General features: G+C 71.5%; 20 protein-coding genes. 10 read left to right on the top strand and 10 right to left on the bottom strand.

Going from position 1 to position 24,856, the window contains the following annotated elements:
* Positions 1–108 precede the first annotated feature (108 nt).
* The 3 genes from IEZ12_RS02035 to IEZ12_RS02025 all read left to right on the top strand — a co-directional run bounded on the left by IEZ12_RS02035 (position 109) and on the right by IEZ12_RS02025 (position 5,397).
* The gene (locus IEZ12_RS02035; RefSeq protein WP_189270445.1) at positions 109–1,035 is read left to right on the top strand and encodes a DegV family protein; all 927 of its coding nucleotides are present in this window, start codon (positions 109–111) and stop codon (positions 1,033–1,035) included.
* Positions 1,036–1,147: 112 nt separating this feature from the next.
* Positions 1,148–2,332 (top strand): ComEA family DNA-binding protein, encoded by a 1,185-nt coding sequence (locus IEZ12_RS02030; RefSeq protein ID WP_229847149.1) that lies wholly within the window; start codon positions 1,148–1,150, stop codon positions 2,330–2,332.
* A 392-nt stretch (positions 2,333–2,724) separates the two neighbouring features.
* Positions 2,725–5,397, top strand: coding sequence for a ComEC/Rec2 family competence protein (locus IEZ12_RS02025; RefSeq protein ID WP_189270444.1), 2,673 nt, complete (start codon positions 2,725–2,727; stop codon positions 5,395–5,397).
* A 155-nt stretch (positions 5,398–5,552) separates the two neighbouring features.
* Here IEZ12_RS02025 and IEZ12_RS02020 read toward each other — a convergent pair whose 3' ends face one another.
* On the bottom strand, positions 5,553–5,816 hold the full coding sequence (locus IEZ12_RS02020) for a hypothetical protein (RefSeq protein ID WP_043913948.1): 264 nt from the start codon (positions 5,814–5,816) through the stop codon (positions 5,553–5,555).
* 151 nt (positions 5,817–5,967) lie between these two features.
* Here IEZ12_RS02020 and holA point away from each other — a divergent pair, with 151 nt between their 5' ends.
* Positions 5,968–6,963 (top strand): DNA polymerase III subunit delta, encoded by a 996-nt coding sequence (holA, locus tag IEZ12_RS02015; RefSeq protein ID WP_043913947.1) that lies wholly within the window; start codon positions 5,968–5,970, stop codon positions 6,961–6,963.
* Between the two features lie 77 nt (positions 6,964–7,040).
* Here holA and IEZ12_RS02010 read toward each other — a convergent pair whose 3' ends face one another.
* From IEZ12_RS02010 to IEZ12_RS02000, 3 genes are all read right to left on the bottom strand, one after another.
* Positions 7,041–7,865 carry a hypothetical protein gene (locus IEZ12_RS02010; RefSeq protein ID WP_189270443.1) on the bottom strand — a complete coding sequence of 275 codons (825 nt, stop codon included), beginning with the start codon at positions 7,863–7,865 and terminating at the stop codon, positions 7,041–7,043.
* A gap of 415 nt (positions 7,866–8,280) precedes the next feature.
* The gene (gene rpsT / locus IEZ12_RS02005) at positions 8,281–8,544 is read right to left on the bottom strand and encodes a 30S ribosomal protein S20 (protein ID WP_100585710.1); all 264 of its coding nucleotides are present in this window, start codon (positions 8,542–8,544) and stop codon (positions 8,281–8,283) included.
* A gap of 164 nt (positions 8,545–8,708) precedes the next feature.
* Positions 8,709–9,014, bottom strand: a complete 306-nt coding sequence (locus tag IEZ12_RS02000) for an antibiotic biosynthesis monooxygenase family protein (RefSeq protein WP_189270442.1) — start codon at positions 9,012–9,014, stop codon at positions 8,709–8,711.
* Positions 9,015–9,117: 103 nt separating this feature from the next.
* Between IEZ12_RS02000 and lepA the strand changes: the two genes are divergently transcribed.
* Positions 9,118–10,986: a translation elongation factor 4 gene (gene lepA / locus IEZ12_RS01995; RefSeq protein ID WP_189270441.1), complete on the top strand. Its 1,869-nt coding sequence runs from the start codon at positions 9,118–9,120 to the stop codon at positions 10,984–10,986.
* A 145-nt stretch (positions 10,987–11,131) separates the two neighbouring features.
* Here lepA and IEZ12_RS01990 read toward each other — a convergent pair whose 3' ends face one another.
* From IEZ12_RS01990 to IEZ12_RS01980, 3 genes are all read right to left on the bottom strand, one after another.
* Entirely contained in the window at positions 11,132–12,202 is a 1,071-nt protein-coding gene (locus IEZ12_RS01990; RefSeq protein ID WP_229847148.1) for an NAD(P)/FAD-dependent oxidoreductase, read from the bottom strand.
* An 83-nt stretch (positions 12,203–12,285) separates the two neighbouring features.
* The gene (gene sigJ, locus IEZ12_RS01985; protein WP_189270440.1) at positions 12,286–13,188 is read right to left on the bottom strand and encodes an RNA polymerase sigma factor SigJ; all 903 of its coding nucleotides are present in this window, start codon (positions 13,186–13,188) and stop codon (positions 12,286–12,288) included.
* A gap of 107 nt (positions 13,189–13,295) precedes the next feature.
* Positions 13,296–13,844 carry a MarR family winged helix-turn-helix transcriptional regulator gene (locus IEZ12_RS01980; RefSeq protein ID WP_189270439.1) on the bottom strand — a complete coding sequence of 183 codons (549 nt, stop codon included), beginning with the start codon at positions 13,842–13,844 and terminating at the stop codon, positions 13,296–13,298.
* 104 nt (positions 13,845–13,948) lie between these two features.
* On the opposite strand from IEZ12_RS01980, the gene IEZ12_RS01975 reads away from it, so the two are divergent.
* On the top strand, positions 13,949–15,034 hold the full coding sequence (locus IEZ12_RS01975; protein ID WP_189270438.1) for an EamA family transporter: 1,086 nt from the start codon (positions 13,949–13,951) through the stop codon (positions 15,032–15,034).
* A gap of 7 nt (positions 15,035–15,041) precedes the next feature.
* Here IEZ12_RS01975 and IEZ12_RS01970 read toward each other — a convergent pair whose 3' ends face one another.
* Both IEZ12_RS01970 and IEZ12_RS01965 read right to left on the bottom strand, forming a co-directional pair.
* A complete protein-coding gene (locus IEZ12_RS01970) occupies positions 15,042–16,940 on the bottom strand; it encodes an ABC transporter ATP-binding protein (RefSeq protein ID WP_189270528.1) in 1,899 nt (632 codons plus the stop codon).
* 302 nt (positions 16,941–17,242) lie between these two features.
* Complete coding sequence (locus tag IEZ12_RS01965) at positions 17,243–18,979, bottom strand: ABC transporter ATP-binding protein (protein ID WP_189270437.1); 1,737 nt, start codon at positions 18,977–18,979, stop codon at positions 17,243–17,245.
* 277 nt (positions 18,980–19,256) lie between these two features.
* On the opposite strand from IEZ12_RS01965, the gene IEZ12_RS01960 reads away from it, so the two are divergent.
* From IEZ12_RS01960 to IEZ12_RS01945, 4 genes are all read left to right on the top strand, one after another.
* A complete protein-coding gene (locus IEZ12_RS01960) occupies positions 19,257–21,158 on the top strand; it encodes an AMP-dependent synthetase/ligase (protein WP_189270436.1) in 1,902 nt (633 codons plus the stop codon).
* 59 nt (positions 21,159–21,217) lie between these two features.
* Complete coding sequence (gene hemW / locus IEZ12_RS01955) at positions 21,218–22,447, top strand: radical SAM family heme chaperone HemW (protein ID WP_189270435.1); 1,230 nt, start codon at positions 21,218–21,220, stop codon at positions 22,445–22,447.
* Positions 22,448–22,615: 168 nt separating this feature from the next.
* On the top strand, positions 22,616–23,269 hold the full coding sequence (locus IEZ12_RS01950) for an RNA polymerase sigma factor (RefSeq protein ID WP_189270434.1): 654 nt from the start codon (positions 22,616–22,618) through the stop codon (positions 23,267–23,269).
* On the top strand, positions 23,266–23,946 hold the full coding sequence (locus tag IEZ12_RS01945; RefSeq protein ID WP_189270433.1) for a hypothetical protein: 681 nt from the start codon (positions 23,266–23,268) through the stop codon (positions 23,944–23,946). Before IEZ12_RS01950 ends, IEZ12_RS01945 begins: the two co-directional genes overlap by 4 nt.
* A 7-nt stretch (positions 23,947–23,953) precedes the next feature.
* On the opposite strand, the gene IEZ12_RS01940 is transcribed toward IEZ12_RS01945, so the two are convergent.
* Positions 23,954–24,787 carry a DUF3097 domain-containing protein gene (locus IEZ12_RS01940; protein WP_189270432.1) on the bottom strand — a complete coding sequence of 278 codons (834 nt, stop codon included), beginning with the start codon at positions 24,785–24,787 and terminating at the stop codon, positions 23,954–23,956.
* Positions 24,788–24,856: the final 69 nt, after the last annotated feature.

Raw genomic sequence — 24,856 nt, 5'->3', positions numbered from 1 at the left:
ACGAGACGGTTGCGGTCCGTGGCGTGAAAGTTACCCGCCGTTGTGGAGGTCAAACCGCCACAGGACGGGCACTGTCATCCTGGCTCTGCGGAGGGTAACCTCCGGCTCATGCTCGGCCACCTCGCACTTGTCACGGATTCCACCGCGTATCTGCCCCGAGAAGCGGTGGACCGGCACCGCCTCCAGGTGGTACCGCTCAGCGTCGCGGTCGGTGATGAAGTCTTCGCGGAAGGCGTCGAGATCTCTCCGAAGGATGTCGCCGAGGCCCTGCGCGCCAAACACCGGGTGACCACCTCCCGGCCCAGCCCCGAGACGTTCACGGCCGCCTATCGGGCCGCCGCCGAGGCCGGCGCCAGGGGAATCGTCTCCATCCACCTGTCCGCCGAACTGTCCGGCACCGTGGAGGCGGCCCAGCTGGCGGCCGCCACGGCACCGATCCCGGTCAGGGTGGTCGACAGCCGACTGGTCGGCATGGCGCTGGGGAGCTGCGTGCTGGCCGCCGCCGAGCTCGCCGATGCCCTCGATGCCGCTCGGGCCGCGGAGACGGTCGGTGAGGTGGGCGTCGAGGTGGACGGCGGCAGCACTGAAGCGGACCTGGATCGGGTGGTCTCCGCTGCCGAGCGGCGGGCCGAAGTCACCAACGGTTTTTTCTACGTCGACACCTTGGAGCATCTGCGGCGCGGAGGCCGGATCGGAACCGCCCAGGCGCTGGTCGGCTCCGCGCTGGCCGTGAAGCCCCTGCTTCACCTCGCCGGTGGTCGGATCGAGCCGCTGGAGAAGGTGCGCACCGCTTCCCGCGCCATTGCCCGACTCGAGGAGATCGCTGTCGAGCATGCCGGAGCACAGCCGGTGGACATCACCGTCCACCACCTGGCCGCGGAGCAGCGGGCCGAGGCGCTGGCCGAGCGGCTGAGGGAGCGGGTGCCGGCAATCAACGAGCTCTACGTCAGTGAAGTCGGTGCTGTCATCGGTGCGCACGTCGGCCCCGGCCTGCTGGCGGTCGTCGTGGCACCGGTCGTCGCATCCTCGCGCTGAGCGACGCCAAACTCACTCGTCCGGGCGACGAGAGTTATCCACAGGCCCGGGTTATCCACAGGGGCGGGCCAATTCTCTGATCGAGTGTCAGGTCGGCCCTACTGTCCTCGCCATGAGGACCATCACCACACCCCAAGCCCGCCGTCGTCAGACCGTCGCGACTGCCAGAGCCCGCCTCGGCCTGCTCCTCCCGCCCGCCCTGCCCGCCGATCTCAACCCGACCACCGATTCAACGACCGAGTCGGTGTCCTGCACTCCGGAGCCCGCGAGGGCCGCAGAAGTGGGCAGTGGCGAGTCGTCGGTGTCTGCGGACCATGACGCGATCAGCGCTGCTCCGGAGCCTGAGCGAGCAGCGGCACGTGCGACAGCCGCTCCCGATCCGCCGTACGCACTGTCGTCGCCGCGCATCCTGGCGATGTACGGGGTGGCCGCGCGCTCGGCCGGCACGGCTGCCCCGCGCTCCACCGATCGGGCCACCGGACAGCCTGCGATTCGGCACGGTGCGGTCCCGGAGCGAGATCCGCCCGCGGTGTCCGACATCGACTCGTCGACGCCTGCCGATCCCGATTCCCCGCTGGACGACTGGGCCGACCTCCAGTCGTACTCCGACCCGCCCCGGCCCGACACTCCGTCAGCTCCGGAACCTACAGCCGTGTCCCACCAAACCGACCAGCCAAGACTTCCCCTGCGGTTCCGCCTCCCCGGAGCCTTTGCCCTCGACCGCCGCGCCGTTCTCGGCCTCGCTGTCCTGCTCGTTCTCGCCATCGGCTACGCCGCGCAGCACTTCTGGTTGGGCCGGCCACACCCTGTCGCCGTTCCCGCCATTTCCATCGCCGATTCCACCACCGACCTCGCCACCGAAGGAGCACCCACTCACCATTCAGCCCGGCCGTCCCTGGTCATCGACATCGCCGGCAAGGTCCAGCACCCCGGCCTACGAACCCTCCCCGCAGGTTCACGGGTCGCCGATGCCCTGACCGCCGCCGGCGGCCCGATCCCCGGGACGGACACCAGTCCCCTCAACCTCGCCCGTCCACTCACTGATGGAGAACAGATCCTCGTAGGTGTCGAAAACGTCATCGGCGGAGTACCTGCCGCTCCCGCCGGTCCAGTCAGCCTCAACCACTCCAGCGCCGAACAACTCGACTCGCTACCGGGTGTCGGGCCCGCCCTGGCTCAGCGCATCCTCCAGTACCGCCTGACGCACGGCCCCTTCCAGTCCCTCGACCAACTCCGCCACGTCCCCGGCATCGGCCCCCGAAAGTACGAGGACCTCAAACCACTGCTCACGCTGTGATCCCCACCGTTCGTCTCCCGTCAGGAGGCTGTCCCATGCTCTAGCCCCCAACCTGAGCGGCTCGCCGCCCCCTACCCGCTGAGGAGGCACAGCCGCTCGCGCGCTGCTCTGGCCGGGCCTGACCCGCCGCCACCCACTACCCGCCCACCAGCTGTCCGGTTGGCGCGGCACGGTCGTGCTGTCGTGCCGCAGGCCGCCAAATCAACAAGTCGACCAACGAACACGCCGAGAGGAGATGCCCAATGCCGGCCCTGCCCTCCGCCGCCCCCGACCGAACCGACTACCGGCTTCTCCTCCCGGCCATCACCGCGTGGCTGGTCACCGCCGTCGTCCTCGACCTGGACGCCAGACACCGCCCGGCGCTGCTTCTGAGTGCTCTGCTGGGCGGCGCGATGGCCTTCGGCCTGCTCACCTCGAAGGGACCTCATCGCTCGATCCATCGACTTGCAGCCGCCATCCTGCTCACCGCAGCAGCGGCGGCGACCACGACCGTCCTCCACACCGCCGACCTGCACCGGGGCCCGCTGCCCGCCCTGGCGCATCCAACGCCGACACCTGCCCGGGGAGAGCCGGACTCCCCGGGCAGCCCGGAGCTGCCCCCGGACGCGGATGGGCAGCCCGCTCGGTCCGACTCCGGAGACGGGCCGACTTCACGGTCCCTCTCCGGAGACGGACGAACAGCCAAGCCGGAGGTCACTGTTGAAGCGACCATCACCGGCGACCCCAAGCTGCACGGATCGCACACCCGGGGTAGCGCCCTCTCTCAGCCGACCTTCACGGTCTCCGCCCTCGTCACCCGCGTCCGCCCAGCAGCCGGCATCGAGCAGGCAGGCGCGGTCGCCACCGTGACCAGAACGCCCGTCACGCTACTGATCCGCACCCAGGACGCGGAGCAGTGGCAGCAATTGATCCCCTCCACCCAACTGGAAGTGCAGGCAGAGGTGTTGCCGGAGCAACCGGTCAACCCTTCTGCGGGGGCGAGCTCGGCTGCACGGCCCCGGACCGACTCGGCGGCACTGCTCACCCCGCAAGGGCAGCCCAGGATCCTGGCACCGCCCAGCCTCCCGCAACGCCTTGCCGCCCAGCTTCGCAGGGGGCTACGCGATGCCTGCGACCACCTGTCGCCGGACGTTCGCGGCTTGCTCCCCGGACTGGTGGTGGGCGATGTGACGAGGCTCCCGGACGACCTGGCGGACGCCTTCCGGTCCACCGACCTCGGGCACCTGGTGGCGGTGAGCGGGGCCAACCTGGCGATCATCCTGGCGGTTCTGGTCGGAGGCACCCCGGCCGACCCGGACGTGCCGGGTCGCGGCGGGCTGGCCGGTCTGCTCGGCCTCTCCTTCCGGACGACGGCACTGCTCGGAACAGGACTGACGCTGGCCTTCGTCACCATCTGCCGACCAGACCCGAGCGTGCTCAGAGCGGCCGCCACCGGCCTGATCGGACTGCTGGCCCTCGCCACCGGCAGACCGAGACGGGGCTTGCCCACACTGGCCGGCGCCGTGCTGATCCTGGTCCTGGTGGATCCCTACCTGGCCCGCTCCTACGGCTTCCTGCTCTCCGCGCTCGCCACGGCAGGGCTCCTGATCCTGGGCCCGAGATGGACCGCCGCGCTGCGTGCACGCCGCTGGCCGCACCACCTCGCATCGGCGGTCGGTGCCACCGCGGCGGCGCAGGCGTTCTGTTCTCCCGTCACTGTCCTGTTGGCGCCGCGGATCAGCCTGGTCGGAATTCCGTGCAACCTGCTGGCTGAGATCGCAGTCGCACCCGCCACGCTGCTCGGCTTCGGCGCGCTCGCGGTCGCGCCCCTCTCGAAAGGAGCGGCGGAGTTCCTGGCGGACCTTGCCGCGCTGCCCGTCGGATGGCTTGCCGTCGTGGCGCGCCGGGGCGCCGAGCTTCCCGGTGCCGAACTCGCCTGGCCTGGTGGCATGTTCGGATCGGCACTGTTGGTGGTGGTCATCGTCGCGCTGGCCTGGGCGCTGCCTCCACTGCTGGGCGGGCGGCGGCGGTCCGGGCGCCGGCGCCCCAGGGTGTGGTCCGTGATTGCGGTCGCCGTGCTGTTGCTGATCGTCCTGCTGCGTCCACCCGTCGTCAGCCGGCTGGCGACCGGGTGGCCGGTCCGGGGCTGGCGGTTGGCGATGTGCGACATCGGCCAGGGCGACATGACTGTCCTGCCGGTCGAGCCCGGCAGCGCGGTGGTGGTGGACGCCGGGCCCGACCCCAAGTCAGCCGATGCCTGCCTGCGGGAACTCGGGGTGACCAGAGTGCCGGTCCTGATCCTCACGCACTTCCACGCCGACCATGCGGAGGGCATTCCCGGGGTGCTGCGCGGCCGGGAGGTCGGTGCGATCGAGGTGACCGCCTCGAACGAGCCGGAAGGCGAACGGAGCAGGGTGCTGCGCTGGGCAGCCGACGACCGAGTCCCGGTGCTGCGGGCCGAGCGGGGCGAGCGCCGAACGGCGGGGGCCCAACTCGCCTGGCAAGTGGTGTGGCCCACGTCGCCGCCGGCACCGGACGCGACCGGTCCCAACAACTCCAGCATCGCGATCCTCGCCACCCTCGGCCCACCTGCCGCCCCGATCCGGGTAGCCCTGCTGGGCGATCTGGAACCTCCGGCTCAGGCAGCCCTGCTCACCCTGGGCCTGCCGCCGACGCCCCGACCCGACGAGCGGGCTCCACCCCCGCCTTCGGGCACGGAGCCGACAGCGGTGCACGCTACGGTTCGGACGCTCGACGGCTGGGCCGCGACAGTGAACGCCGCCGACTCGGTCGATCGCCATGGCGGGCCCGGCCCTCCCAGGTTGGGGCGCGTGGACGTCCTGAAGGTGGCGCACCACGGATCGGCGAACCAGGACTGGGCGTTGATGGCCACACTCCGTCCGAGGCTGGCCCTGATCTCCTGCGGTACCGGCAACCCGTACGGGCACCCGTCGCCCCAGACGGTGAGCGGGCTCAGGGCGCTGGGGGCGACGGTGGTTCGCACCGACCGGGTGGGGGACATCGCGGTGCTGGGAGATGCGCCGTCCCTGGCCGTGGCATCCCACCTGCGCTCCGCCCACGGCTGACGCCCAGGCAGCGCAGCCCAGGCGTGCTGTCGGCGATGGCAAAGGCCTGAACCGGCAGGCCGAACGGTGCAGACAGAGCGCCCGTCCGAGCGGGTGGGTGCGCCTCGCTCGGACGGGAACCAGGCCAAGCCTGGCGGGGTCGGTGGTGGGGCAGGTCAGTCCTGCTCGCGCCACCCGTCCTGCTCGGCGACGAGCCGGTCGAGTTCGGACAGCAGCTGCGGCGTCCAGCCCTCGTCCTCGGGGGCCTCGACGACCACGATCCACTGGGCGTCCTCGGCGTCGTCCTCGCCGGCGAGGGAGTCCCGGACCACCTCCACCTCGCCCAGGTCGGGCCAGCGCGCACTCAACTCCTCGGCAATCTCATCCGCCGCGTCGCGGTCAGGAAGGACGAGCAATTGACGGTCATTGTTCTTGATCACGGCATCATTCTCCCCAGCCCGCCAGGCGGTGCGGCGGCGGCCCCGCCCCATGTTCCGTCCCGTCGTGCCGGGCCGGCGGACGGTGCTGGTGGAGAGCTGCGGGGACGTGCCGGAGCAGGCCTGTCGGCACGGCGTGCGATCCTGGTAGGCGATGGCCAGGAAGAGTGCACCCGACGACCTGCTCGCCCCGCTGACCGTTGCGGTCGGCCAGGAGGAGCTGCTGCTGGACCGCGCGGTCGCCGAGGTGGTGGCGGCGGCGAGGGCGGCGGATCCGGAGACGGACGTTCGCGACCTCGCGCCGGGGGCGCTGCAGGCCGGGCAGTTGGCCGAGCTCACCACCCCCTCGCTCTTCGCGGAGCGGAAGGTGATCGTGGTTCGGGCCGCGCAGGACCTCGCGGCCGACGCGGTCAAGGAGGTCAAGGCGTACCTGGAGTCGCCGGTCGAAGAAGTGATCATGGTGCTGGTGCACGCGGGCGGCGCCAAGGGCAAGGGTCTGCTGGACGCGGCGAAGAAGGCGGGCGCGCGGGAAGTCCTGTGCGCCAAGCTCACCAAGGCGAGCGAGAAGCTGGCGTTCATCCGCAACGAGTTCCGCACCCTGGGCCGGGCTGCCAGCCCGGAGGCGTGCCAGGCGCTGCTCGACTCGCTGGGCAGCGACCTGCGCGAACTGTCAGCCGCCTGCAGCCAGTTGACGGCCGACATCGAGGGTCCGATCGACGAGACCGCGGTCGCGAAGTACTACAGCGGGCGGGCCGAGGCGACCGGCTTCGAGGTGGCGGACCTCGCTGTCACCGGCCGGGCCGCCGAGGCGCTGGAGCGGCTGCGCTGGGCGCTGGCCGTCGGCCAGCCGCCCACGGGCATCACGTATGCGCTGGCCTCCGGAGTGCGCAGCATCGGCCGGCTCGCCAGCGCCGGCCGCAACCTGCGCCCTGCGGACCTGGCCCGCGAACTGGGCATGCCGCCGTGGAAGGTGGACCGGGTCCGCCAGCAGATGCGTGGCTGGACGGGCGACGGCGTGGCTGCCGCCCTCACCGCTGTCGCCGAGGCCGACGCGGCCGTCAAGGGCGGCTCCGACGACCCCGCGTACGCCTTGGAGCGTGCCGTGGTCGCCGTGGCCCGCGCCTCCCGGGCCGGCTCGCGCCCCTACTGAGCCACCCTCGACGGCGCTGCCGAAGCAGGTCCATCCGGGGGATGCCGGGGGAGGCCCCGTCAGGCTCCCGGATTCGGTCAGGCGGATCCGCCGAGGGTGCGCAGGAGTTCGCGGGTGTCGGACAGCAGCGCGGTACGGACCTGGTCGCGGTCGGGGGCGGTGCCCCTGCCGTCCTGGTAGGAGGCGGACCAACTGGTGTAGCAGGTCATGCCGCCCTGACGGACGTACAGGACCTGGGTGAGGTAGTGCCGGCCCGGGCTGCTTCGGTCGGGATCGTCGAGGTAGCCGACGTAGGCCGCGTCGCCGAGGCCGGGCACCGTGCTGATCAGGTAGCGGCGTTGGGCCAGCCCGTCGCGCTGCGCGTCGAACTCCGGGCGCGGGTCCACCTCGCGGTGGAGCTGCACCTGCAGGTAGAGGGTGTAGAGGTCCTGGTCGCCGCCGACCTTCTTGCGGTACTGGCTGCAGTACATCTCGTCCAGTGCCCGGTGTCGCGTCGTGTAGTGGTAGGGGCTGCCTGATGGAGCGGGATACAGCTGGCTGAAGGTGGTCAGGCGGGCGGTGGTGCACAGGTCGTCGACCACCCGGTAGCCGGCCACGCTCGGGGAGCCCGACGTCGAATCGCCGTTGATCAGCGAGGGGACCGTCAGGACGGTTGCCGCCCACACCACCGAAGCCGCCAGGGCGCCGCCGATGCCCCACCACAGCCCGTGCCCGGAACGGCTTCGGCGAGGGCCGCCCGGGCCCGTTCCGTCGGGGCTGCCGCCGTCGACGGAAGGCCCGTCCGGGCCGATGGTGGTGACCGTGCCCGTCCTGACGCCGGTCGTCGAGGAGGTGCGGGTGCTGCGCGAGAAGCTGCTGGTGGAGCGGTGGCCCTGGAGCTGATGCGGCGGCGGAGTCGACATCGTTCCCCCGAGTAGTTGGTCACGCACGGGCAGTGTCAGGCACCCCGCACCCTACCTCGCCGCACCGTTCGCGCCGATGCCCTTTCCTGCCACGGTGGTTGATCCCCCCAGCCGCCGAGGGCAGTCGTCGTTCGGGGCCGGAAACGCGAACTGCCCGCCCGGTGGAGACCGGGCGGGCAGTCGGAGGAAGTGCCCTGAGCGGGGACTTCCCGTGGTTCATCGGGTACCGCACCCGCGTGGCGAACGCAGGCCGCGTGCGGTACGGGTCGTACAGCTCATCGGAAATCCGGATAGAGGGCCGGATTCCCGGGAGCGGACGGTCGGCGGTGGCGGGTAGAGGGCCGCTGATTCACGCCGTCCGAGGTGGTGCCGGAGCACCGGGTCGTACGGCCGGGCCGTACGGGAAGGACCAGGATCAGGCAGCGGTGTTGACGCGCTTGGTGATCGCCGACTTCTTGTTGGCGGCCTGGTTCTTGTGGATGATGCCCTTGCTGACGGCCTTGTCGAGAGCCTTGGAGGCGGCGCGAGCCAGCTCGGTGGCCTTCTCGTTCTCACCGGCGGCAGCGGCCTCGCGGGCCTTGCGCAGAGCGGTCTTCAGCGAGGACTTGACGGCCTTGTTGCGCAGGCGCGCCTTCTCGTTGGTCTTGTTGCGCTTGATCTGGGACTTGATGTTCGCCACGAAAGAGCCTCAGTCTGTGTGAATCGGCAGTTCAACGGGTTGCACCGCCCGCCGTCGGACCTGCTGAGAGGGCATGCCGAGGGCGGAGTGCAGCGGCCCACGCTACCAGGGCCGCCCCGCACCGCCCAAACCGGACCGGCCGGGTCACGGGCGGCCGGAGTGCGTCAGGCGGAGATCAGCGGTTCGCCGTAGTGCTCGACCGTCGGGAACGGGTCGTAGTAGTGGTGCAGCAGCTCGCGCCAGCGCCCGTACTCGGGGGAGCGGCGGAAGCCCTCGGTGTGGTCCTCCAGGGTCTCCCACTCGACCTGCAACAGGAAGCGCGAGGTGCTGCCCTCGTCCAGGCAGCGGCGCAGTTCGAGGGAGCGGAAGCCCCGCTGGGCGGCGATCAGCTGCCGGGCCTCGGCGAAGGCGGCGAGGAAGTCGTCCTCCTGGCCGGGGCGGACGTCGAGCAGGGCGCTTTCCAAGATCATGTGGGGATCCTGCCGCATGCCCGCCCGGGCGGAAAGACCGGTCGGGCCTCGGGCATGGGAGGATGGGCGGAACCATATTGATCGGATCAGAAATCGGACCAAGGTGCCCGCGACCCCCAGCAACGTGCCAGAGCCCAGCCGTACTGACCCGGCGGTGATTCGCAACTTCTGCATCATCGCCCACATCGACCACGGCAAGTCGACGCTCGCCGACCGGATGCTGCAGATCACCGGCGTGGTGGACCCCCGGCAGATGCGCGCCCAGTACCTCGACCGGATGGACATCGAGCGCGAGCGCGGCATCACCATCAAGTCGCAGGCAGTCCGCCTTCCGTGGGCGCCGCGGACCGGTGAGAACGCGGGCAAGACGCACATCCTCAACATGATCGACACCCCCGGCCACGTGGACTTCACGTACGAGGTGTCCCGCTCTCTCGCGGCCTGCGAGGGAACCATCCTGGTGGTCGACGCGGCCCAGGGCATCGAGGCGCAGACCCTCGCCAACCTGTACCTGGCGCTGGAGAACGACCTCACCATCATCCCGGTGCTCAACAAGATCGACCTGCCGGCCGCCCAGCCCGAGAAGTACGCGGCGGAGATCGCGCACATCATCGGCTGCGACCCGGGCGACGTGCTGAAGGTCTCCGCGAAGACCGGCCTCGGCGTCGAGGACCTGCTCGACCACGTGGTCGAGAAGATCCCGGCCCCGGTCGGCGTCAAGGACGCCCCGGCCCGCGCGATGATCTTCGACTCGGTGTACGACGCCTACCGCGGCGTGGTCACCTACGTGCGAGTGGTCGACGGCCAGCTCACCAAGCGTGAGCGGATCGCCATGATGTCCACCGGCGCGACCCACGAGTTGCTGGAGATCGGCGTCATCTCGCCGGAGCCGAAGGTCGCCGACGGCCTCGGCGTCGGCGAGGTGGGCTACATCATCACCGGTGTGAAGGACGTCCGGCAGTCCAAGGTCGGTGACACCATCACCTCGCAGCACAAGGGCGCCACCAAGCCGCTCGGCGGCTACAAGGACCCGCGCCCGATGGTGTTCTCCGGCCTGTACCCGCTGGACGGCTCGGACTACCCGCTGCTCCGCGACGCCCTCGACAAGCTGCGCCTGAACGACGCCGCACTGGCCTACGAGCCGGAGACCTCGGTCGCCCTCGGCTTCGGCTACCGCTGCGGCTTCCTCGGCCTGCTGCACCTGGAGATCATCCGGGAGCGCCTGGAGCGCGAGTTCAACCTCGACCTGATTTCCACCGCCCCGAACGTGATCTACCGGGTGATCATGGAGGATGGCACCGAGCACACCGTCACCAACCCGAGCGAGTTCCCCACCGGCAAGATCGCCGAGGTGTACGAGCCGGTCGTGCGCGGCACCATCCTGGCGCCCAACGAGTTCGTCGGCGCGATCATGGAGCTCTGCCAGGCCCGCCGCGGCAACCTGCAGGGCATGGACTACCTCTCCGAGGACCGGGTGGAGCTGCGCTACACCCTGCCGCTGGCCGAGATCGTCTTCGACTTCTTCGACCAGTTGAAGTCCAAGACCCGCGGCTACGCCTCGCTGGACTACGAGCCCATCGGCGAGCAGTCCGCCAACCTGGTCAAGGTCGACATCCTGCTGCACGGCGACGCGGTGGACGCGTTCTCCGCGATCGTGCACAAGGACAAGGCCTACAACTACGGCGTGATGATGGCCGGCAAGCTGCAGAAGCTGATCCCGCGCCAGCAGTTCGAGGTGCCGATCCAGGCCGCGATCGGTTCCCGGGTGATCGCCCGTGAGACGGTCCGCGCGATCCGCAAGGACGTTCTCGCCAAGTGCTACGGCGGTGACATCTCGCGCAAGCGCAAGCTGCTGGAGAAGCAGAAGGAGGGCAAGAAGCGGATGAAGATGGTCGGCCGGGTGGAGGTCCCTCAGGAGGCCTTCATCGCCGCGCTGTCGACGGACGCGGAGCCGCCGAAGGAGAAGAAGTAGCTCCTACGGTCGGCCATACGGGCCGGGGTCCCCGCACGGGGGCCCCGGCCCGTCGCCGTTTCCCGACGCTGACTCGGCGCCGCCGGCCACCCTGATGCCGTCGACGTCGATGCCGGCAGGGCGACTCGCCGATCAGGACGGACGGTCAGCGCAGGGACAGCGGCAGGACGTGGACGATGACCGACTTGACCAGCCGCCCGGCCGCCCCGGTCACCACCCGGGGCTTCATCGAGTCGTCGCCGTGGATCAGCTGCACCAGCGCCTCGCCGCGGCCCAGGCTCAGGCACTGGGTGAGGTAGCGGAACGCGAACGGCTTGTCGGTGCGTCCGGTGAGCAGCTTGCCCAGGTAGCGGCCTTGCGGCTGGGCGGTGGCGCAGGCCATCCGCAAGTGTCCGACGCCGGGAAGATCGACGGAGGCGGCGTCCCCGGCCACGTACACGTCGGGGTGCGACACCGAACGCAGGCGGTCGTCCACCACGGCCTGGCCGCAGTCGGTGACGGCCAGGCCGGATGCGGCGGCCAGCGGGTGCGGCTCCAGCGAGCCGGCCCACACCACCACGTCGGCCGGGACCGGGCCGGCCGCGGTCTCCAGCCCGGCAGTGGTGACGGCGGTGACCTGGTGCGCTTCGTCCACCCGGACACCGAGCCGGTCGAGCACCGACAGGACGTGCGCCCGGCCGCGCTGCGACAGCCAGCCGCCGACCGGGCCGGACGCCACCAGCCGGACCTGCCAGTCGGGGTGCGCCTCGGCGAGTTCGGTGGCCAGTTCGATGCCGGTCGCGCCGCCGCCGACCACCGCGATCGTTCCGGGCGCCGGCGCGCCGGTGATCCGGCGGTGCAGTTCCTCGGCGTTCTCCGCCGAGTACGCGTGCTCGGCGGCGCCGGGCACGCCGCTCCAGGCGATCCGGCTGCCGAGCGCGTAGACCAGGGTGTCGTAGGCGATCCGCTTGCCGTCCTCGGTGACCACCTTCCGCCCGGCCAGGTCGAGTTCGACGACCCGAGTGGCCAGGTGGGTGACCTTGCGGCCGCGCAGCACATGGGAGACCTCGGGCCGGGAGACCCGGCGGCCGACGGCGATCTCGTGCTGGCGCACCCGGTGCGCGAAGCGCCGCTCCGGGGCGATCAGGGTGACCTGGTTCGGCCCGCGGCCGATCCCTGCGGCGGCGGACAGTCCCGCGTAGCCCGCGCCGATCACCACGATGTGCTTGCCGGTCATCTCGTCCTCCTTCACGGACCCCGCCGGGTGGCGGATACGGAAGGGGGACGGAGCGGCCCGCAGAAGTGTGACCGTGAGCTGCGTCACGACTCCGAGAGGTGGGTGAGCTTCTCCGGGTTGACCATCACGTACGCGGAGGTGATCCGGCCGTCCGCGACGGTGAACGCCAGTACGCCGCTGACCACACCCGGTTCGGCGTACCAGACCGCGCCCAGCTCGCCGTTGACCAGCATCGGCACCAGCGGGCGCTGCGCATCCAGCGAGCGCTCGGACAGCTTGCGCACCAGCCGGCCGACGTGGATCGCGCCGAACAGCGGGCGGCGGCCCGCGCTGACGATGCCGCCACCGTCGGCGTGCCAGACGACCTCGGGGTCGAGCACCTCCATCAGCGTCATCAGATCGCCGCCGGTCGCCGCGGCGATGAACGCCGTCACGACCTGGCGGTGCTCGGCCGGGTCGACGGTGCTGCGCCGACCGCCGTCCCGCACCCGGCGGCGGGCCCGCGAGGCGAGCTGACGGGTGGCCTCGGGCGAGCGGTCCAACGCCGAGGCGATCTCCTCGAAGCCCACCGCGAACACGTCGTGCAGCACGAACGCCGCCCGCTCCGCAGGGCTCAGTTGCTCCATCACCGCCAGCATTGCCACCGACACCGCCTCGCCGACCTCGGCCAGCTCGGCGGGGGACTCCTCGGCACTCAGCAGCGGCTCCGGCAGCCACTCGCCGAAGTACGCCTCCCGGCGGGCCCGGGCCGAACCCAACTGGTCGTAGCAGAGCCTGGTCACCACCGTGGTCAGGTAGGCGCGTGGCTCGGCGATGTTCGAGCGGTCGGCCGACTGCCAGCGCAGCCAGGCCTCCTGCAGCACGTCCTCGGCGTCGGCGACCGAGCCCAGCAGGCGGTAGGCCACCGCGGCCAGGTAGCGGCGCTCGGCCTGGAAGGCGTCCACGGGGGTGGACGGCGCGGAGTCGACCGCGGTCGGATCGGGCATTCGCCAACGGTAGCGCGCCGAACCGCCGGAGCAGCACGGGGTGCTGATCCGGCGTCAGGGGTGCGGCAGCCGCGCGACCGTCGGCGGCCGCGCGGCTGCCGGGACGGTCAGAAGCGGGACGGCGTCGGACGCGAGGTGCTCTCCACGCTGTGCAGCAGATCCCGGAGCAGCGTGTTCAGCTCGGACAGCCGCTGCTCGCCCAGCCGGTCGATGATCCGCTGCTGGACGGCGGTGCCCGCCGCCACCGCCCGGTCGACCGTCTCCCGGCCGAGGTCGGTGAGGGTGATCCGCAGACCGCGCCGGTCGTTCGGGTCGGGGGAGCGGGTGACCAGGCCGGCCCGCTCCAGCTTGTCCAGCCGGCCGGTCATCCCGCCGGTGGTGAGCATCAGGGTGGCGGTCAGCTCGCGCGGCGACAGCGAGAACGGCTCCCCGGAGCGGCGCAGCGTGGCCAGCACGTCGAACTCGCCGTTGCCGATGCCGAACGGCGCGTACGCCTGCTCCATCAGGTCGCTGACCGCGCGGGAGACCCGGTGCACCCGGCCGAACGCGGCCATGGCCTCCGTCCGGTCGGCGAGGTCGGGGCGCTCGTGCCGCCACTGGTCGGCGATCGCGTCCACGGGGTCGTGCGCAGTGCTGCGAAGGTCCACTCGGTCCATTCAGCCAGTCTGGCACAGGGCTGCTCGGGAGTGAGTGGGTGAGCGCCGAGATTTCTTTCGTTAATTGACTCGACAGCAAGTAGCTTGGCGCTAAGCTATCTCCCATGCGAACCGTAGCTCTCACCGCGCTCGCCCCGCTCGCGTGGGGCTCCACCTATGCCGTGACGACCGAACTGCTCCCCGCAGACCGGCCGTTGCTCACTGCGACTCTGCGTGCCCTGCCTGCCGGCCTGGTGCTGCTGGCCGTCACTCGACGACTGCCCAGCGGCTCCTGGTGGTGGCGCTCGGCGGTGCTGGGCACGCTCAACATCGGCGTCTTCTTCGCCCTGCTCTTCGTCGCCGCCTACCGCCTGCCCGGCGGAGTGGCCGCCGTCCTCGGCGCGATACAGCCGCTGCTGGCCGCCGGGCTGGCCGTGCCGCTGCTGGGGGAGCGGTTCCGGCGGCGGGCCCTGCTGGCCGGCACCGTCGGCGTGTTCGGCGTGGCCCTGGTGGTGCTGCGCGCCACCGCCCGGCTGGACGCCATCGGCGTGCTGGCCGGCCTCGCCGGAGCCGGGGCGATGGCCGCCGGCACGGTGCTCACCAAGCGCTGGGGCCGCCCGGAGGGTGTCGGCCCGCTCGCTCTGACGGGCTGGCAGCTCACCGCCGGCGGTCTGCTGCTGCTCCCGGTCGCCGCCCTGGTCGAGGGCGCCCCGCCGGCGCTCAGCGGCACCAACCTGCTCGGGTACGGTTACCTCGCGGTGGCCAACACCGCGCTGGCGTACTGGGTCTGGTTCCGTGGCATCGGTCGCCTGCCCGCCACGTCGGTCGCCTTCCTGGGCCTGCTCAGCCCGGTGTCGGCGGCAGTGATCGGCTGGGCCGCCCTCGGCCAGTCCCTCAACGCGGTGCAGCTGCTGGGCATGGCCCTCGCCCTGGGCTCCACCCTGCTCGGCCAGCGGTCAGCGGGTCGACCCACCACCACCGTGGTCGCCACCTCGGGCAGCACTTCTACCGGCCCGACCGCCACCACCTCGACGGCATCCGCCCCAGCTGCCCCGACTGCGGCCACCCCGGCCGCTCCCACCGCCACCGCCGTCCCCGCCGCCCCCGTCCCGGCCCTCGCCCTCGCCGCGATACGCGAGGGGGAGGCCCGCGGTGCGGACCTCCCCCAGGGCGGCGGACCGGTCGAGCCGGTCGGCCGGGTAGCGCGCTGACGCTGCGTCAGTCGACCTCGGCCACCGCCTGAGCGAACTGCGCCTGGTACAGCCGGGCGTAGGCGCCGTCGGCAGCGATCAGCTCGTCGTGGTTGCCCTGCTCCACGATCGAACCGTTCTCCATCACCAGGATCACGTCGGCATCCCGGATGGTGGAGAGACGGTGGGCGATCACGAAGGAGGTGCGGCCGGTGCGCAGCTCCGCCATCGCCCGCTGGATCAGCACCTCGGTGCGGGTGTCGACGGAGCTGGTCGCCTCGTCCAGCACCAGGATCGAGGGCTGGGCGAGGAAGGCCCGGGCGATGGTGATCAGCTGCTTCTCGCCCGCGCTGACGCCGGTGCCCTCGTCGTCCAGGACGGTGTCGTAGCCGTCGGGGAGGGTGCGCACGAAACGGTCCACGTGCGCGGCCTTCGCCGCCGCGATCACCTGCTCGCGGGTGGCGGATTCGGCGCCGTAGGCGATGTTCTCGGCGATGGTGCCGCCGAACAGCCAGGTGTCCTGGAGCACCATGCCGATGCCGGAGCGCAGCTCCTCGCGGGACATCGCGGCGATGTCCACGCCGTCGAGGGTGATCCGGCCGCTGCTCACCTCGTAGAAACGCATCAGGAGGTTGACCATGGTGGTCTTGCCGGCGCCGGTCGGTCCGACGATGGCCACGGTGTGGCCGGGTTCGACCTTCAGCGACAGGTCCTCGATGAGCGGCTTCTCCGGGTCGTAGCGGAAGGCGACGTCCTCGAAGGCGACGCGGCCGTGCACCTCGGCGGGGCGCTGCGGGTGCTGCGGCTCGGGGGACTGCTCGTCGGCGTCGAGCAGTTCGAAGACCCGCTCGGCCGAGGCGACACCGGACTGCACCAGGTTGGCCATCGAGGCGACCTGGCTGAGCGGCTGGCTGAACTGACGGGAGTACTGGATGAACGCCTGGACGTCACCGATGGACAGCGCGCCGCTGGCCACCCGCAGGCCGCCGACCACCGCGACCAGCACGTAGTTGATGTTGCCGACCAGCATCATCGCGGGCTGGATGATGCCCGAGATGAACTGCGCACGGAAGGAGGCTTCGTAGAGTGCCTGGTTCTCCTGCTGGAAGAGCTCCTTGGCCTCCTTCTGGCGGCCGAAGACCTTCACCAGGCTGTGCCCGGTGAACATCTCCTCGATGTGGGCGTTCAGCTTGCCGGTGGAGCCCCACTGCTTGATGAACTGAGGCTGGGCCCGCTTGCCGACCTTGGCGGCGACCACCACCGAGACCGGGACGGAGATCAGCGCTATCAGGGCCAGCAGCGGGGAGATCCAGAACATCATCGCCAGCACGCCGACGATGGTCAGCAGGGAGTTGATGACCTGGCCCATGGTCTGCTGCATCGACTGGTTGATGTTGTCGATGTCGTTGGTGACCCGGCTCAGCACCTCGCCGCGCGGCTGGCGGTCGAAGTAGCTGAGCGGCAGCCGGGCCAGCTTCGCCTCGACTTCCTCGCGGAGTCGGAACACCGCGCGGTTGATCGCCAACGCGGACAGCCGGCCCTGGACCACACCGAACACCACGGCGGCCAGGTAGATGCCCAGAACCCAGAGAAGGATGGTGCCGATGGCGCCGAAGTCCATGCCCCGGCCGGGGGTGAAGTCGATCGAGGCGAGCAGGTCGGCGATGCTGCCCTCGCCCCTTGCGCGCAGGCCGTCGAGCACGGCCTGCTTGCTCGGGGCTCCGGCGAAGCGCGGCCCGGTGGCTCCGGCGACGATCAGGTCGGTCGCCTTGCCGAGCACCCGGGGGCCGACCACCGCGCAGCCGACGGAGAGCACGCCGAATCCGAGCACGGTGAACAGCAGCTTGCGCTCCGGCTTGAGCAGGCCGAGCAGGCGCTTCGCGGAGCCGCCGAGGTTCTTGGCCTTCTCGGTGCCCTGGGCGCCCATGAACCGCGCGGGTCCGGGCCCACCGCGGCGGGCGGCCGCCTCCTGCGAGGTCGAGGCAGCGTCCTGCTCCTTGTCGCCCTCCCCGGCGGCAGCCTTGCCGAGGTCGGCCTTGCCGGGCTTCGACCCGGCCGTTCCTGCCTTCGACCCGGCCGTTTGGGCCTTGGCCAGGTCGGGAGCGGTCACACCGGTCGCGGTGGATCCGCCTGCGGCAGATGCGGTCGTGCCGGGCCCGGTGGCAGCGGCTCCGGTCGCGGCGGGCACGGTGACGTCGGGGTCGGTCACGTCAGGGCTGTCGGGGGTGGTCACGCCGCCGCCTCCTGCTCGGTGAGCTGGGAGAGCACGATCTCCCGGTACGTCGGGTTGTCGGCCATCAGCTCCTGGTGGGTACCGGTGCCGACGACGGCGCCCTCGTCGAGGACGATGATCCGGTCGGCGTCGCGGATGGTGGAGACGCGCTGGGCGACGATCACCACGGTGGCGTCCCCGGTCTCGTCCGCGAGCGCGGCGCGCAGTCGGGCGTCGGTGGCGTAGTCGAGGGCCGAGAAGGAGTCGTCGAACAGGTAGATCTCCGGCTTGCGGACCAGGGCCCGGGCGATCGCCAGGCGCTGGCGCTGGCCGCCGGAGACGTTGGTGCCGCCCTGCGCGATCGGGGCGTCCAGGCCCTCGGGGAACTTCTCGACGAAGTCCTTGGCCTGGGCGATCTCCAGGGCGTGCCAGAGTTCCTCGTCGGTGGCCTCGGGCTTGCCGTAGCGCAGGTTGGAGGCGACCGTGCCGGAGAACAGGTAGGGCTTCTGCGGGACGAGGCCGATGACCTCGGAGAGCTTCTGCGGGTCGAGTTCCCGGACGTTGACGCCGTTGACCAGCACCTCGCCGCCAGTGGCGTCGAAGAGCCGGGGGACGAGGCCGAGCAGGGTGGTCTTGCCGGAGCCGGTGGAGCCGATGACGGCGGTGGTCTCGCCGGGCCGGGCAGTCAGGTCGATGCCGCGCAGCACGGGCACCTCGGCGCCGGGGTAGCGGAAGTCGACGCCGCGCAGCTCCAGCGTTCCGTGGGTGCGCAGTTCGGTGACGGGCGAGAGCGGCGGGACGACGCTGGAGGAGGTGTTCAGGACCTCCTGGATGCGCTCGGCGCAGACCTCGGCGCGCGGCACCATCATGAACATGAAGGTGGCCATCATGACGCTCATCAGAATCTGCATCAGATAGGAGAGGAAAGCAGTGAGTGCACCGATCTGCATGCCGCCGCTGTCGATGCGGTGCGCGCCGAACCAGAACACGGCGACGCTGGAGATGTTCACCACGCCCATGACAATCGGGAACATCAGCGACATCAGTCGGCCGACGCGCAGCGAGTAGTCGGCGAGTTCGCCGTTGGCGCCGGTGAAGCGCTGCTTCTCGTGGTCGTCCTTGACGAAGGCGCGGATGACCCGGATGCCGGTGATCTGCTCGCGCATGATCCGGTTGACCGAGTCGATGCGGGTCTGCATGCCGCGGAACTGCGGCCGCATCTTGCCGACCAGCACGGTGACGACGGCGCCCAGCGCGGGCACCACGGCCAGCAGCAGGCCGGACAGCGGCACGTCCTGGTTGAGCGCCATCACGATGCCGCCGACGCACATGATCGGCGCGGCGACCATCAGCGTGAAGGTCATCATCGCCAGCATCTGGACCTGCTGGACGTCGTTGGTGGTGCGGGTGATCAGCGAGGGCGCACCGAACTGGTTGAGCTCGCGGGCGGAGAACTCCTGCACCCGGGAGAACACCCCGGCGCGCAGGTCGCGGCCGACGGCCATGGCGGTGCGGGCGCCGTAGTACACCGCGCCGATCGAGCAGACGGCCTGGGCGAGCGAGACGCCGACCATCACGCCGCCGACCCGCAGGATGTAGCCGGTGTCGCCCTTGAGGACGCCGCTGTCGATGATGTCGGCGTTCAGCGTCGGCAGGTACAGCATGCCGATGGTGGAGATCAGCTGGAGGAGCACCAGCACTGTGACGTCGCGGGAGTAGGGGCCGAGGTGGGCCCGTAGAAGTCTGAAAAGCACCGTGCCACTCTCGTCTTCGAGGGGGACGCACGCATCCCAAATTCGGGTACCTGTGAAAAAGCTTCACCCGTGGACCGGGCCTGTACTTCGGGTGTCCACTCTGCCTGCACTGCCGCCCCGTGAGTGTGCCAGCTCACGTAACCCCCTTACGGAACGGCTTTTCACCCCCTAGGCTGCTGATTGCCCTCTTGTTACTCACCGGTTAAGTCGGTTGCCGGCCGCGCCCCCACGGCCGTCGCTCACCCACTCTCGGTCCACCCGCCCCCGGAGGTCCTCGTTGAGTTCCGCGCAGTCCATGATCGAGCGGCGTCCGCCCTCTGTGGCGCATCTTCTGCTCAGCAGGGTAAAGGCCACCCCGAACGGTGAGGCCTACCGGTACCCGGTCCCGGTGGACGAGCAGGCTGCGGACAGTGCGCCCGGCGCGGAGCAGTGGCGGTCGCTGACCTGGGCCCAGGCCGGCGAGCGGATCCGCGCGGTCGCGGCGGGCCTGATGGCGCTGGGCATCCGGGCCGAGGACCGGGTCGCGATCGCGTCCGCCACCCGGATCGAGTGGATCCTCGCCGACCTGGGCAACATGTGCGCCGGCGCGGCCACCACCACGGTCTACCCGAGCACCAACGCCGACGAGACGGCGTTCATCCTGGCCAACTCCGGCAGTCGCGCGCTGTTCGCCGAGAACGCGGGCCAGCTGCGCAAGGCCGTCGAGCAGAAGGCCGAGCTGCCCGCGCTGGAGTACGTGATCCTGTTCGACGCGGCGGGCGAGGACGCACCGTCGACCGACGGCCTGACCGTGCTGACGCTGGCCGAGCTGGAGCAGCGCGGCGCCGCGTACCTGGGCGAGAACCCGGACGCCGTCGACAAGGCGATCGACTCGCTCGACAAGGAGCAGCTGGCCACCCTGATCTACACCTCCGGCACCACCGGCCGCCCCAAGGGCGTGCGCCTGGTGCACGACTGCTGGTCGTACGAGGGCGTCGCGCAGGAGGCGAGCGGGCTGCTGCGCTCCGACGACGTGCACTTCATGTGGCTGCCGCTGTCGCACGTGTTCGGCAAGACGCTGATCTCCGGCCAGATCGCCACCGGCCACGTGATGGCGGTGGACGGCCGGGTGGACCGGATCATCCACAACCTGCCGGTGATCCGTCCGACCCTGATGGCGTCCGCGCCGCGGATCTTCGAGAAGGTCTACAACGGTATCGCCGGCAAGGCCCGGGCCGAGGGCGGCGCCAAGTACAAGATCTTCATGTGGGCGGCGCAGGTGGCCCGCGACTACGCGCAGACCATCCAGGCCAACATGGTCGCGCACGGCCACGAGAGCGCCCCGCTGGGCCTGCGGCTGAAGCACGCGCTGGCCGACAAGCTGGTGTACACCAAGATCCGGGCGGCGTTCGGCGGCCGGCTGCGCGGCGCGGTGTCCGGCAGCGCGGCGCTCGCCCCGGAGATCGGCTACTTCTTCAAGGGCGCGGGCGTCCCGGTGCTGGAGGGCTACGGCCTGACCGAGACCTCGGCCGGTTCCACCGTGAACCGGGCGGAGGACTTCCGGGTCGGCACCGTCGGCATCCCGCTGCCCGGCACCGAGGTGCGGATCGCCGAGGACGGCGAGATCCTGCTGCGCGGCCCGGGCGTCATGCGCGGCTACCACGAGCTGCCCGAGCAGACCGCAGAGGTGCTGGAGCCGGACGGCTGGTTCCACACCGGAGACGTCGGCGAGCTCGGCGCGGGCGGCTACCTGCGGATCACCGACCGCAAGAAGGACATGTTCAAGACCTCCGGCGGCAAGTACGTAGCGCCGAGCGAGGTCGAGGGCAAGTTCAAGGCGATCTGCCCGTTCGTCAGCAACATCCTGGTGATCGGCAACGGCCGCAACTACTGCACCGCGCTGATCGGCCTGGACGAGCCGGTGATCATGCCGTGGGCCGCCGAGCACGGCATGGCCGGGAAGTCGTACGCCGAGGTGGTGGCGGACCCGGCCACCGTGGAGCTGATCGACGGCTACGTGAAGCGCCTCAACGGCGAGCTGCAGCGCTGGCAGACGATCAAGAAGTTCACCCTGCTCCCGCGCGACCTGGACATCGAGCACGGCGAACTCACCCCCAGCCTGAAGATCAAGCGCCCGGTGGTGGAGAAGACCTACGCCGACCGGGTGACCGCGATGTACGCGGGCGCCAACGAGGCCTGAGCACCCGCGGTTCCGGTACGGCCTTCGGACTTTCGCGGGCCGTACCGGACAATGGGCACATGCCCTCCGCACTCCCCGACGGCGAACCGGTGCCGTCCGACGGCTCGCTGCCCGCCCACGCCCTGGACGGACTCGGCGCCCGGCCGTTCGGTTTCTACCTGCACGTGCCGTACTGCGCCAGCCGCTGCGGCTACTGCGACTTCAACACCTACACCGCCACCGAACTGCGGTCCTCGGGCACGGTCGCCTCGCAGGACACCTACGCGGACAACGTGATCGCCGAGATCCGCCTCGCCCGCCGGGTGCTGGGCGACGCGGACCTGCCGGTGCAGACGGTGTTCCTCGGCGGCGGCACCCCCACCCTGCTGCCCGCCCGTGACCTGGTGCGGATGCTGGCCGCGCTGCGCGAGGAGTTCGGCCTGGCCGAGGGCGCGGAGGTCACCACCGAGGCCAACCCGGAGTCCGTGGACCCGGCCTACCTGGCCGAGCTGCGCGAGGGCGGCTACAACCGGATCTCCTTCGGCATGCAGAGCGCCCGCCCGCACGTGCTCAAGATCCTGGACCGCCACCACACCCCGGGCCGCCCGGAGGCGTGCGTCGCCGAGGCCCGCGCGGCCGGCTTCGAGCACGTCAACCTGGACCTGATCTACGGCACCCCCGGCGAGTCCGACCAGGACTGGCAGGCCTCGCTGGACGCCGCGATCGGAGCCCGCCCCGACCACGTCTCCGCGTACTCGCTGATCGTCGAGGACGGCACCCGGCTGGCCGCCCGGGTCCGGCGCGGCGAGCTGCCGATGATCGACGACGACGTGCACGCCGACCGCTACCTGATGGCCGAGCAGGCGCTCGCCGCCGCCGGGTACTCCTGGTACGAGGTCTCCAACTGGGCCACCACGCCGGAGGGCCGCTGCCGCCACAACGAGCTGTACTGGACGGGCGCCGACTGGTGGGGCGCCGGCCCGGGCGCGCACAGCCACGTCGGCGGGGTCCGCTGGTGGAACGCCAAGCACCCGGCCGCGTACGCGCAGGCGCTCGCCGAGGGCCGCACGCCCGCGCTCGGCCGCGAGGTGCTGGCCGGCGAGGACCGCCGGGTCGAGCGGATCCTGCTGGAGCTGCGCCTGATCGAGGGCTGCCCGCTCGACCTGCTCACCGACACCGGCCGCAAGGCCGCCGACCGGGCCCTCGCCGACGGCCTGCTGGAGCCCGGCCCGTACGCCCTCGGCCGGGCCGCGCTGACCCTGCGCGGGCGGCTGCTGGCCGACGCGGTGGTGCGCGACCTGGTCGACTGAGCCGGGCCGCCGGTCGGGGACGGAACGCGGGTCGGGGAAGGGACGGGACGAGCCGGTCGGGCGTCAACGTGGCGACCGGCGGACCGGACCGGCGTGAAACGCTCCGCGGGGCTGCGGCCAAGTACTCGGTGAAGGGACCCGCCGGGTCCCCCGACCGAGGAGGGACGCATGCGCATCCGTGAGCACCCTCGCCACGAGGCGCGCCCCGAGGACCGTCCACCGGAGCTGACCACTCCGGACGGCTTCGGCGCGTTCTACCGCCAACACGTCAACGCCATACTCGACTTCGTCACCCGTCGGGTCAGCGATCCACACCTGGCGGCCGACCTCACCGCGGACATCTTCGTCGCCGCGCTGGAGGCCGCCGGCAGCTACCGGCCCGAGCGCGGCACCGCGATCGGCTGGCTGTACGGCATCGCCCGGTACGTCATCGCGGGGCACCGGCGCGGCGACCACCGCGAGCGCCGGGCGATCGGCCGGCTGTCCGGCCGCCGGCTGCTCGACGAGGAGGACATCCTCGCCCTGGAGGAGCGGATCGACGCCCAGCGCGCCGTCCGCGACCTCGCGCAGCGGCACGCGAGCCTCAGCGCCCCGCTGCGGGAGGTCCTCGACCTGGTCGTCATGGACGGTCTGAGCACCGCCGAGACCGCGCAGGTGCTGGGCATCTCGCAGGCCACCGTCCGGGTGCGCATGCACCGGGCCCGCCGCCGGCTGGGCGCCGAACGGCAGCCCGCCCGCAAGGACCTGCCCCGTCCCGGCGCCGCCCTGCTGATGCCCCGCCGGAGCACCCCCGCCGACCCGATGATCGAGGTGTCCCCGTGAACAGCACCCGCCGCACGCCGTCCACCAGCAACTTCGAGCAGAAGCTCGGCGAGGAACTGCTCGCCCTCGCCGCCGAACGCGGCGCCGCCACGTCTCCCGCCGGGCGCCCGAGCGTGCTGCGCCGCCGCCCGCTGACGGCCGCCGTCGCGGTCGGTGCGGCGGCCGTCGTCACCGCGCTGGTGCTGCCCGCGGTGCTGGGCGTCGAGCACGGCGGGAACGCCGCGTACGCCGTCACCCAGGAGTCCGACGGCACCATCGCGCTGCAGCTGCGCGATCCGGCGGCGCTGTCCGACATGGTCGCCACCCTGCAGCGGTACGGGGTGCGGGCGGCCGGCCTGGAGGAGGCCAGGACGCCCGAGGAGTGCACACTGCCGGAGCCGAACGGCACCCGAGCCCAGCCCGACCGGGTGCGGCCCGGTGACGGCCCGGGCATGGTGCGGATCGACCCCAAGCTCGTCCCGCCCGGGTCGACGGTGCTGCTGACGGCGGGCCGGACCCGGATCGGCGGCGGGGTGGTGACCACCTTCCGCGCCGTCGTGGTGGAGGCCGTGCCCGCCTGCGCGCCCGCGCCGCGGATCGTCGCGTGGAACACCGCCGACCCGTCCGACCCCTCCGCCCCGCCGAACGCGACCCCGACCCCGCCCCCGACCGTCCTGCCGTCCGCGACGTCGTCCTGAGCGGCCGTCAGGCGCTGCCGGGCTGAGTGACGAAGTCGATCAACTCCTCGACCCGGCCGAGCAGTTCGGGTTCCAGGTCCTTCCAGCCGTCGACCGAGGCGAGGATCCGCTTCCAGGCGGCGGGGGTGTCCACCGGCCAGCCGAGACGGCGGCAGACGCCCTCCTTCCACACCTCGCCGCGCGGCACCTCGGGCCACGCCGCGAAGCCCAGGCCGGCCGGTTTGACGGCCTGCCAGACGTCGACGTACGGGTGGCCGACGACCAGCACGTGGTCGCCGGTCACCTGGTCGGCGATCCGGTGCTCCTTGGTGCCCGGCAGCAGGTGGTCGACCAGCACGCCCAGCCGGCGCCCCGGGCCCGGGGCGAACTCGGCGACGATCGCGGGCAGGTCGTCCACGCCCTCCAGGTACTCGACCACCACGCCCTCGATCCGCAGGTCGTCGCCCCAGACCCGCTCGACCAGTTCGGCGTCGTGGCGGCCCTCGACGTAGATCCGCGACTCGCGGGCCACCCGGGCGCGCGCACCCGGCACCGCGATCGACCCGGACGCCGTCCGCCCCGGCCCGCGCTGCGCAGCCGGACCGGTCGGCCGGACCAGCGTCACCACCCGCCCCTCCAGCAGGAACCCGCGCGGCACCAGCGGAAACACCCGGTGCTTGCCGAACCGGTCCTCCAGCGTGACGGTGAACCCCTCCGCGGTCCGCTCGCACCGCACCACCGCCCCGCAGAACCCGGTCGCGGCCTCCTCCACCACCAGATCCCGCTCCGCCGCCACCTCCGGCGCGGGCTGCTGCCGCTTCCACGGCGGGGTCAGATCCGGCCCGTACTCCCTGCTGCGCATGCCCCGCAGTCTACGAAACCACCCCCGACGACCCGTCAGCCGCTGTACGGCGCCGCGCCCGGGAGCTCA

Origin of the sequence: Kitasatospora griseola (assembly GCF_014648555.1) — a bacterium.
Lineage (GTDB): Bacteria > Actinomycetota > Actinomycetes > Streptomycetales > Streptomycetaceae > Kitasatospora > Kitasatospora griseola.
This window is presented reverse-complemented; position numbering and strand designations above follow the sequence as displayed.